9 protein-coding genes are annotated in these 11,023 nt (G+C 44.7%); 6 read left to right on the top strand and 3 right to left on the bottom strand.

Going from position 1 to position 11,023, the window contains the following annotated elements; translation table 11 throughout:
* Positions 1-217: 217 nt before the first annotated feature.
* The 6 genes from atoD to BKK47_RS09335 all read left to right on the top strand — a co-directional run bounded on the left by atoD (position 218) and on the right by BKK47_RS09335 (position 6,313).
* Positions 218-868 carry an acetate CoA-transferase subunit alpha gene (gene atoD, locus BKK47_RS09360; protein ID WP_077494590.1) on the top strand — a complete coding sequence of 217 codons (651 nt, stop codon included), beginning with the start codon at positions 218-220 and terminating at the stop codon, positions 866-868.
* An 11-nt stretch (positions 869-879) separates the two neighbouring features.
* A complete protein-coding gene (locus BKK47_RS09355) occupies positions 880-1,551 on the top strand; it encodes a 3-oxoacid CoA-transferase subunit B (protein ID WP_077494589.1) in 672 nt (223 codons plus the stop codon).
* On the top strand, positions 1,548-2,891 hold the full coding sequence (locus tag BKK47_RS09350; RefSeq protein ID WP_077494588.1) for a TIGR00366 family protein: 1,344 nt from the start codon (positions 1,548-1,550) through the stop codon (positions 2,889-2,891). The genes BKK47_RS09355 and BKK47_RS09350 overlap by 4 nt, the downstream gene beginning before the upstream one ends.
* An 18-nt stretch (positions 2,892-2,909) precedes the next feature.
* Positions 2,910-4,091: an acetyl-CoA C-acetyltransferase gene (locus BKK47_RS09345; protein ID WP_077494587.1), complete on the top strand. Its 1,182-nt coding sequence runs from the start codon at positions 2,910-2,912 to the stop codon at positions 4,089-4,091.
* A gap of 30 nt (positions 4,092-4,121) precedes the next feature.
* On the top strand, positions 4,122-4,883 hold the full coding sequence (locus BKK47_RS09340; RefSeq protein WP_077494586.1) for a 3-hydroxybutyrate dehydrogenase: 762 nt from the start codon (positions 4,122-4,124) through the stop codon (positions 4,881-4,883).
* Positions 4,884-4,987: 104 nt separating this feature from the next.
* Positions 4,988-6,313 (top strand): GntP family permease, encoded by a 1,326-nt coding sequence (locus BKK47_RS09335; RefSeq protein WP_077494585.1) that lies wholly within the window; start codon positions 4,988-4,990, stop codon positions 6,311-6,313.
* 192 nt (positions 6,314-6,505) lie between these two features.
* On the opposite strand, the gene BKK47_RS09330 is transcribed toward BKK47_RS09335, so the two are convergent.
* From BKK47_RS09330 to polA, 3 genes are read right to left on the bottom strand one after another with little or no spacing between them, the layout of a single operon-like run.
* Positions 6,506-7,810, bottom strand: coding sequence for an L-cysteine desulfidase family protein (locus tag BKK47_RS09330; protein WP_077494584.1), 1,305 nt, complete (start codon positions 7,808-7,810; stop codon positions 6,506-6,508).
* A gap of 20 nt (positions 7,811-7,830) precedes the next feature.
* Positions 7,831-8,148 (bottom strand): cupin domain-containing protein, encoded by a 318-nt coding sequence (locus BKK47_RS09325; protein ID WP_077494583.1) that lies wholly within the window; start codon positions 8,146-8,148, stop codon positions 7,831-7,833.
* 15 nt (positions 8,149-8,163) lie between these two features.
* Positions 8,164-10,962, bottom strand: coding sequence for a DNA polymerase I (polA, locus tag BKK47_RS09320; protein WP_077494582.1), 2,799 nt, complete (start codon positions 10,960-10,962; stop codon positions 8,164-8,166).
* Positions 10,963-11,023: the final 61 nt, after the last annotated feature.

The raw sequence follows: 11,023 nt of genomic DNA, 5'->3' as shown, positions 1-11,023 counted from the left end.
AAATTCATTTTGATATTCTGCTTTTTAAACTCGGTAAATAACAGGAAAATACATTCTCGTAACGAAATTTTTTGTCATTTTATACCTTAATTTAGGCATATTTCCAGTATTTATACCTTTTAATTAAATAGAAATTTATGATGTTCGTTTTATTTTAAACGAAGGATGTTTTTTATTATAAAAATTTTTGATTGGAAACATTAATTTGGAGAAAACTATGTCAAAAATTATCCCTATTACTGAATTAAAGAAACATTTCTTTGACGGTATGACGTTGATGTCGGGCGGTTTTATGGGCGTCGGTACGCCTGAGAAAATCGTACAAGCGGTGTTATCTGCCGAGATTAAAAATATTCACCTGATTTGTAGCGATACCGCCCAAGTGCATAATGGGGTTGGACCGTTGATTGTGCAGAATCGGGTGAAGAAAGTGTCGGCTTCTCATATCGGTACCAATCCCGAAACAGGCAAAAAAATGATTGCCGGAGAAATTGAGGTGGAGTTAATTCCGCAAGGCACATTTGCCGAGCGGGTGAGAGCCGGTGGTGCAGGCTTAGGCGGATTTTTAACACCAACCGGTGTCGGCACAGTGGTAGAAGAGGGTAAACAGAAAATTGAGCTTGATGGGGTGACTTATTTGTTAGAGCGTCCGTTGAAAGCCGATGTTGCCATTCTGAAAGCCGACATTGCCGATGAAGAGGGAAATCTGATTTATAACGGTGCGGCACGCAATTTTAATCCACTAATGGCGCTGGCGGCAAAAACCGTGATTGTCGAAGCGGAGCAAATCGTCAAAGCTGGCACGCTCGATCCCAATCAAATTATGACCCCTGCAATGTTGGTTGATTACCTTGTTTCTAGCCATTAAAGGAGAACATTATGAACGCAAAAGAATTAATTGCCCGCCGTATTGCTATGGAGCTAAAAGATGGCGATATCGTGAATTTAGGTATCGGCCTACCAACCTTAGTCGCGAACTATTTACCGGATAATGTTGATATTACCCTGCAATCGGAAAACGGTTTTTTAGGTTTAACCGCTCACGATCCGCAAAACGATAATCCGAATATCGTGAATGCTGGCGGACAACCTTGTGGTATTAAAGCCGGTGGAGCATTTTTCGACAGTGCATTTTCATTCTCTCTCATTCGTGGCGGTCACGTTGATGCCTGCGTGCTTGGCGGGTTAGAAGTGGATCAACAGGCAAATCTGGCAAATTGGATGGTACCGGGGAAAATGGTGCCGGGTATGGGAGGTGCAATGGATTTAGTGACCGGAGCGAAAAAAGTCATTATCGGAATGGAACATTGTGCGAAATCCGGCGGCTCAAAAATTCTCAAGCAATGCAGCCTACCCTTAACTGCGGTAAACAAAGTCAAAATGATTGTCACCGAATTGGCGGTGTTTGAATTTGAACAAGACAAACTTGTGTTAAAAGAACACGCACCGGATGTGGATTTAGACACCATCAGACAGAAAACAGAAGCTGATTTTATCGTTGCCGATGATTTCAAACCGATGGTGATCAGTCAAAAAGGATTACTCCTATGATTAACCGAATTTCCCGTTGTATGACAACATTAGTCAGTCGATATATGCCAGAACCGCTTGTTTTAGCGGTTCTGCTAAGTATAGTGATTTTTTTCTGTGCGTGGGGATTCACCGATAATACGCCCGTGCAATTAGTCAATATGTGGGGAGACGGTTTTTGGAATTTGCTCTCATTCAGTATGCAAATGGCAATGGTCGTGGTGACGGGCAACGCCCTTGCCTCCGCCCCACAAATTCGCCGCTTTCTCGGTATAACGGCATCGATCGCTAAAACGCCCGCCCAAGGTGTAATGTTAGTAACCTTTATGAGTGCCCTTGCCTGTGCAATTAACTGGGGATTTGGTTTGGTGGTGGGGGCAATGTTTGCCAAAGAAGTCGCCAGACGTATTCGAGGTACGGATTATGCGCTCTTAATCGCCTGTGCTTATATCGGCTTTATGACCTGGGGCGGTGGATTTTCCGGTTCAATGCCACTCCAAGCCGCCACCCCGAATAACCCTATTGCCCATCTTATTAGTTCCGAATCCAATCCTTTAGGTATCGTACCTGTCAGCCAAACCTTATTCACCGGCTATAACATTTTTATCATCTTAATGTTGTTAGTCAGTTTGCCTTTTATTACACGGATGATGAATCCCAAAGGCGAAGACGTTCGCAATGTTGATCCGAAATTATTACAAGCGGATCCGGATTTCAGTAAGACTTTAGACGAAAACGCCACCTTTGCCGAACGTATTGAAGAAAGCCGTTTGTTAGCCTATGTGATTGCAGGTACCGGATTTAGTTATCTCGCCCTCACTTTTTTCAAAAACGGATTTAGTTTGACGATTAATTCGGTCAATTTAATTTTCTTGATGACAGGGATTTTATTGCACGGCTCCCCTGCCGCCTATGTTCGAGCGATTACCAATGCCGCTCGTAGTACCGCAGGCATTTTAATTCAATTCCCGTTTTATGCCGGTATGCAATTAATGATGGAACATTCCGGATTAGGCGGCATGATTACCGAGTTTTTCGTCAATATCTCCAGCAAAGACACCTTTCCGCTTTTAACCTTCTTTAGCTCTGCTTTAGTGAATTTTGCCGTGCCGTCGGGCGGCGGGCATTGGGTCGTTCAAGGGCCGTTTGTTATCCCTGCCGCACTTTCGCTTGAGGCGGATTTAGGTAAATCGGTGATGGCGATTGCTTATGGCGATATGTGGGCGAATATGGCACAACCGTTTTGGGCGTTGCCGGCACTTGGTATAGCAGGGCTCGGGGTAAGGGACATTATGGGCTATTGTATGACCGCCCTGATTTTTACCACCCCAATTTTTGTCATCGGACTCTATTTCTTATAAATCAACAAGGAGAACATAATGGAAAATATTGTAATTGTGAGTGCGGCTCGAACCGCTATCGGGCGTTTTGGCGGTGGATTGGCGAGTACAAGTGCGGTCGATTTGGGAGCTATTGTCATTAATGAAGTGTTAAAACGTGCCAATCTAGATGTGGCAAAAGTCGATGAAGTCATTATGGGCAACGTGCTGCAAGCCGGTCTCGGGCAGAATCCGGCTCGTCAAGCGGCACTGAAAGCCGGTATTGGTGAAGATATTTCGTCTTTTACAATTAATAAAGTGTGCGGTTCAGGCTTAAAAGCCGTGGTACTTGGGGCACAAGCCATTGCGACAGGTGATGCTGAGGCTATCGTGGTAGGCGGAATGGAGAATATGAGCCAAGCCCCCTATGTGCTAGACAGCAAAGTTCGTTTCGGCGCCAAAATGGGCAACCTAACCCTAAGAGATACAATGGTGGAAGACGGTTTAACCTGTGCGATCAATCATTACCATATGGGTATTACGGCAGAAAACATTGCGGAACAATATCAGCTCAGTCGAGAAGAGCAGGATCAATTTGCCCTTCGTTCGCAAACCTTGGCAAAACAAGCGATTGAATCTGGTGCGTTTTCTGCAGAAATTGTACCGGTGAGTGTGAAAACCCGTAAAGGTGAAACCCTGTTTAGCCAAGATGAGCATCCAACTTTTGACACTACCGCCGAAACCCTTGCCAAACTTCGTCCTGCATTTATTAAAGATGGCACAGTTACTGCCGGCAATGCGTCCGGTTTAAATGACGGAGCAGCGGCATTGCTGTTAATGAGTGAGAGTAAGGCAAAAGCGCTGGGATTAACACCGTTAGCCCGTATTCGCAGCTATGCCGCCTCAGGCAATGATCCGAAAGTAATGGGCTTAGGGCCTGTTCCCGCAGTCAAAAAAGCCTTGAAGAAAGCCAACTTAGCCTTAGACCAAATCGATTTAATTGAAGCGAATGAAGCCTTTGCCGCTCAAGCACTGGGTGTTGCCAAAGAGCTCAATTTAGATTTAACCAAAACCAATTTGAATGGCGGAGCAATCGCTCTCGGTCATCCGATTGGTGCCAGTGGTGCCAGAATTTTAGTCACCTTACTGTACGGCTTGCAAGCCAGAAACCAAAAATTAGGATTAGCCACACTTTGTATCGGCGGCGGGCAAGGCATTGCAATGATTGTTGAACGTCTTTAAACCTCAATTTTTATTCAATAGGAGCTCTCTATGTTAAATAACAAAATTGCGATTGTGACCGGTGCGGCAAGCGGTATCGGTTTAGCAGTCAGCCAAAGCCTCGCACAAGCGGGGGTCAAGCTGGTGATGGCGGACATCAATCAAGCCCTTTTAGAGCAAGAAGCCAAAAAACTACAAGCGGCACATATTGTGGCGGATTTATCCAAACGGGCAGAATGTAAAGCCGTTGTCGATTATGCAGTTGCCGAGTTTGGCGGGGTGGATATTCTGGTAAATGTTGCTGGGATTCAAACGGTTTCACCCATTGCGGATTTCCCTGAAGATCGTTGGGATTTTATGCTGAATGTGATGCTAACCGCGCCGTTTTTACTCACCAAATATAGTTGGCCTTATATGCAAAACAAAGGTTGGGGACGGGTTATCCACTTAAACTCCATTCACGGTTTAGTCGCATCAGAGTTTAAATCTGCCTATGTTTCCGCCAAACACGGGTTATCCGGTTTGACCAAGACGGCGGCATTAGAAGGAGGGGCATACGGTATTACGGTGAATTCGATTTGTCCTGCCTATGTGAGAACTCCGTTAGTCGATAAACAAATTGCCGATCAAGCCAAACATCATGGCATTTCTGAGCAAGAAGTCGTGAGTCAAATTATGTTGCAAAAAGCAGCGGTTAAACGGCTCATTGAACCGGCTGAGATCGGTGAATTTGTTAAATTCCTCTGTTCCGATGCCGCCGCATCCATTTCAGGGGCTTGTTTACCGATGGATGGCGGTTGGACAGCCGGCTAGTACCTCATAGCACAACTCACTGCAAGCGGTGAGTTGTGCTGTCTTTTTTCAATCAAGAACAAGCAGTACTCAACGTTCATTATAAAAATAATTGGGAGAACCCTATGCTCAGTTTAATCGGCATTTTTGTAGGATTAGTTTTGCTTATGTTTTTAGCCTTTCGAGGCTATTCGATTGTTTGGATTGCCCCGTTGTGTGCAGCGATTGTTGCCTTCACAGGCGGGCTAGATATTTTAGATGCCTATTTAGGCAGTTATATGAATGGCTTGGTCGGCTTTGTTAAAGCCTGGTTCCCTGCTTTTCTATTGAGTGCCGTATTCGGCAATTTAATGGATGTCACAGGCGGTGCAAAATCCATTGCGGTTTGGCTAACCAAAGTGATGGGATCGAAAAGTGCGATCGCCTCTATTGTGTTAGGCTGTGCATTATTGACCTATGGCGGCGTGAGTTTATTTGTGGTGGTGTTTGCCGTTTATCCCCTTGCGTTAGCGGTCTTTAAGGAAGCCAATATCAGCCGCCGACTAATTCCCGGCACCATTGCTTGCGGGGCATTTACCTTTACGATGACCGCATTGCCCGGTTCACCGCAAATTCAAAACTTAATTCCGACCCAATATTTTGGCACAGACGCCATGGCGGCACCGATAATGGGCTTAACTGCCTCGGCTATTTTATTTTTCGGCGGGGTGGCGTATCTCGAATATCGCCGTAAAAAATATGCGGCAAACGGTGAGTATTTTATCGAAGCGGATAATGCGATTGCGACAGAACCGCAGGAACGGCTGCCTAGCCCATTACTGGCAATTCTGCCGTTAGTAAGTGTGATTGTGGTATTAAATTTTGTGCCGCCGTTAATTGGTTTTAAAAACGGCGATCCGAAAAATATCGTACTGGCGTTATTAGCGGGAATCAGTTTAGTGATTTTGCTCAATTTGAAACAACGTAGCCACTTTATTCCCGCTATCGGCAAGGGGGCAAATGGTGCGGTAGGGGCGATTATCAATACCGCAGCGGCTGTCGGCTTTGGCAGTGTGGTGAGAATGGCACCGGGTTTTGAACATTTAACGGCAATGATCTTAAACATCCCGGGCAGTCCGTTAATTTCATTGTCGGTTGCAGTTAATGTTTTAGCCGGTGCAACGGGATCGGCTTCCGGTGGAATGGGCATTGCGTTAGAAGCGTTAGGGGAAAAATATCTTGCGATAGCCAAACAGGCAAGTATTTCGCCTGAAGCGTTTCACCGTATCGCCTCATTATCTTCCGGCGGTTTGGATACCATGCCTCATAATGGCGCAGTATTAACCTTACTGAGTAATACGGGGATGACTCATAGAGACTCTTATCTTGAGATTGCCGTAACATCGTTTATTATGCCGATTGTTGCCACAATCATTGTTATCTTATTATTTAGTTTATTTGGCATTTACTAGAAAAAATACTCAATAAATTGACCGCACTCTCTGCCTTAACAGAACCTAAAGTGCGGTCGATTTTATCAAGTTTTCCTATTGTGTCACAGTTACACAACCCTATGTGGATACAATAAGACACAGATTTGTGCAACTGCTACATAATACCGGAAAAATCTTTAAATTTTTGACCGCACTTGATTTTATGAAAAACTAAGGACAAGGCTTGTTCACCATAATCTCAATGACTTGGCGATCGATATGTTGCATACTTTTCGAGGCAATGGCGCAGAGGTTGTCGATAGTGCGATCAAGATCGTGTTCGACGATGCCTTCATTGCCGGTGACGTGGGTTTCATCCATTGCCATCAACACAGATTTATAACCCGATGCCACGCTGGTGGAGACTTTCATTGCACAACTGTTTGCTGCACCATCACAAATAATGCCGCTGATATCGCCGATCATACTGCAAATCCCCATGCTGGCGGTTTCAAATTTCCCCGTTAGTAAATAAGCAATGCCTGCGCAGCTTCCCATAGAGGCGGTGGTGACGGCACAAAGTGCGGATAATTTTGGTAGTTTACTGTGAATATAAATCGCCATTAAATGTGATAAAAATAAGGCTCGAAGGCGTTTTTCTTCATCGACATTCAAATAATCGGCAACGACCACGACAGGCATAGTGGCTGCAATACCTTGATTTCCGGAGCCGGAATTGCTCATGGCCGGCAAGGTAGCACCGCCCATTCTGGCATCGGAAGCCGCAGTGGTTTCGATCATGATTTTGCTGAGTAAATCGTCTGAAATTAAACCGCTCCCCACTTGTTTACGTAACGTTCGTCCGATATGTAATCCGTAATTTTCCCGTAATCCCTCGTTGGAAAGGGCTCGATTGAGCTCAGCGGCTTGTCCGATAAAACGAATTTTAGCTAAGACAACCTCGCAGGAAAATTCAAAAATTTCACGTGCGGTGACTTCTTTGAAAACCTCATAGGGATCAGTATCGGCACATTCATTTTCGGTTTTTTCAAAGAGGATCTCTCCATTTTTTTCAATTAAAATCACATTGGTATGTTGATCTTGAATAGAGACTTTGACCCAATCACTATCTGCAAAAAGCACGGCTTCGGAGTAGAGAATATGATCCGTTGGGTGAATATCGACACTCACCCGTTTTTGATCAAGCATAGCTTTTGCAGCTGAAACCTGTTGTGCGGTGATCTGTTTTAAAACTTCCAACCCACCGTCAGGATCACCGCCCAAGGCGCCGATTGCCGCCGCAATGGGCAAGCCCACCATGCCTGTTCCCGGTACGGCGACACCTAAACCGTTTTTCATCAAATTGGCGGAAACTTTAGCGTTGATGTTGGTTGGTGTTTTGCCTAAGTATTTTGCAGCCGTTGCACAAGCAAGAGCAAGGGAAATCGGTTCGGTGCAGCCAAGTGCCGGCACAACATCACGTTTGACGATATAAAGTAGTGGCTTTTCAATTTGTTCTAGTTTTTCTTGATTCATGGTTATCATATTTTCAATAATTAAACACTGCCTACTTTTTCAATCACTAAAATACGTGCTTCACCCTGTGGAGAGGCGAGATGTTCAGTGCCAATACCGGCGTGGAAAATGTCGCCGGTTTTAAGTAATGTCATTTTTTCTTCGCCATTTTCTTTGTAGTGCATTTCCACTATACCATCCACTACTGCAAACACTTCTTCGCCATCGTTGATATGCCACTTATAAGGTTTATTCGTCCAATGTAAACGTACGCTGATGCCGTTCATTTCCGTGATATCTAAGGCTCCCCAAGGGCGTTTTGCGGTGAAATCTTTGCTACAAATAATTTGATATGTCATATTGTTTCCTTAAATTTAATGGGCTTCATCCCAATTTTTTCCCACGCCTACACCCACAATAAGCGGCACGACCAATTCGGCGGCGGTTTCCATATTTTGTTTGATGAGTTTGCTAAAAAATTCCACTTTTTCCGACCGCACTTCAAACACTAATTCATCGTGCACTTGCATAATCATATCAATATCAGGATCTTGTCGGATAAGCTCATCAAGTTTAATCATTGCGCGTTTAATAATATCTGCCGCCGTACCTTGCATTGGGGCGTTGATAGCAACCCGTTCCGCCCCTTTACGGCGCATGGCGTTTCCAGAGTGAATATCCGGCAAATATAAACGGCGACCGAATAGGGTTTCTACATAACCCTGTGCTTTAGCTTTTTCGCGGATATCCTGCATAAAGGTTTGTACGCCCGGATAACGTTGGAAATATAAATCCATATATTTTTGTGCATCAATACGTGGGATGCCAAGCTGACGGGAAAGCCCAAAGGCAGACATACCATAAATCAGTCCAAAGTTAATGGCTTTCGCATTGCGGCGTTGTTCACTTGTTACTTCATCTAATGGCACACCGAAGATTTCCGCAGCGGTCGAGCGGTGAATATCTTTGCCTTGAGCAAAGGCGTTAATCAAACCTTGATCCTGAGATAAATGCGCCATAATACGTAATTCGATTTGGGAATAGTCGGCTGCCACTACTGAATAACCTTCACGCGCAATAAAAGCCTGACGAATGCGGCGACCTTCTTCATTGCGGATCGGAATATTTTGTAAATTCGGATCGCTGGAGGATAAACGCCCTGTGGCAGTCACGGCTTGATGGTAGGAGGTATGGACACGCCCCGTATTTGGATCCACCATTTGCGGCAATTTGTCCGTATAAGTGGATTTTAATTTGCTCAATCCTCGATGTTCCACTAAGACTTTTGGTAATTCATGACTGTAAGCCAACTCTTCCAACACTTCCTCGTTTGTGGATGGTGCACCTTTCGGCGTTTTTTGTAAAACGGGTAAGCCCAACTTATCAAACAAAATCTCTTGTAATTGTTTGGTGGAGGCGAGATTGAAGGTTTGTCCGGCGAGTTCATAGGCTTGCGTTTCAAGTGCGGTCAATCTTGCGGTGATTTCGTTGGATTGTATAAATAATGCATCACTGTCAATTAACACGCCGGTTCGTTCCATGTGTGAAAGGACACTGAGTAATGGCAATTCAATATTTTCAAAAAGTGCGGTTAGGCTTGCTTCATTTTGTAATTTTTCCCATAAAACTTGGTGGAGTTTCATGGTGACATCGGCATCCTCGGCAGCGTATTCGGCGGCTTGTTCTAAGGGGATTTGATTGAAAGTCAGTTGATTTTTACCTTTGCCCGCAATGTCTTCAAAACTAATGGTTTGATGCCCTAAATAGCGTTTGGCAAGATCATCCATATTGTGGCGACCGATGCTATCTAACACATAGGATTCCAACATGGTATCGAATGCGACACCCCGTACTTCAATACCGTTGCGAGCCAAAACGGTGAGATCATATTTGATATTTTGTCCCACTTTTTTTATGTCGGCATTTTCAAGAATGGGTTTGAGGGCAGAAAGTGCGGTTGTTTTTTCAAGGGTTTTTGGCGCACCAAGATAATCTAATTGCAACGGAAGGTAAGCGGCTTCACCATTTTCTAGGGCAAAAGAAAGCCCGACGAGATTGGCTACCATATAATTGAGACTGTCGGTTTCCGTGTCTAGGGCGAATAAATTAGACTTTGATAATTTATCAATCCAACGGGTTAAATCGGCTTCCCTCAGAAGGGTTTCATATTGGCTGCGATCAATTTGAAATTTAGGCTGATTTTCAACCGCACTTTCAGTAGAAATAGTTGGTGTGGCTTGATATGGATTGATTTTAACCGCTTGGTCGCTAGCCTGTGTGATGGAATCCGAACCGTTCATTACTTCACTCAGCCATCGTTTAAATTCATAACGCCCGAAATATTCAATTAAGCGGTCATTATCACTTTCTCCAAGCAATAATTCATCAGGTGTGATACTTAATGCAACATCGGTTTTAATGGTCGCAAGGGTGTAAGACAAATCCGCATTTTGCTTTTCCGCCAATAATTTCTCGCCGAGCTTTTTCGCACCACGAATCGGTAATTCGGCGACTTTGTCGAGATTGGCATAAATATCAGTCATACTACCAAGCCCTTGCAACAGCCCAAGTGCTGTTTTTTCCCCCACTCCGGCAACCCCGGGAATGTTATCCGAACTATCGCCCATCAGTGCCAGATAATCAATAATGAGTTCCGGTGGAATACCATATTTTTCAATGACACCTTCGCGATCTAATAAGCTATTATTCATAGTATTGATGAGCATAATATTCTCATCAACCAACTGTGCCATATCTTTATCCCCCGTACTAATCAGCACGTTTTTACCGGCATGGGAGGCTTGCACCGCGAGGGTGCCGATAACATCATCGGCTTCCACCCCTTCGACCACTAAAAGCGGAATACCAAGGGCACGGATCATATCGTGGAGCGGTTGGATTTGTTTTCTGAGATCGTCCGGCATAGGTGGGCGGTGGGATTTATACTGTTCAAACAATTCATCACGGAAAGTTTTCCCTTTGGCATCAAACACCACTGCTATGTGGCTTGGTTGCACCTGCGAAATCAGGCTTTTCAGCATATTTAACACGCCGTACATCGCACCAGTTGGTTCGCCGGCTGAATTGGTTAATGGGGGGAATGCGTGAAACGCTCGATATAAATAAGAAGAACCGTCCACTAAGACCAGTGGGTTTGCTGCGATCTGTGCCATAAAAATCTCATTCAATGTGATTAAAGTGAGCGCATTATAGCGTAAATTCAGAAAGGGCGCG

Source organism: Rodentibacter mrazii, assembly GCF_001998825.1.
In the GTDB taxonomy this organism is placed as follows: Bacteria; Pseudomonadota; Gammaproteobacteria; order Enterobacterales; family Pasteurellaceae; genus Rodentibacter; species Rodentibacter mrazii.
This window is presented reverse-complemented; position numbering and strand designations above follow the sequence as displayed.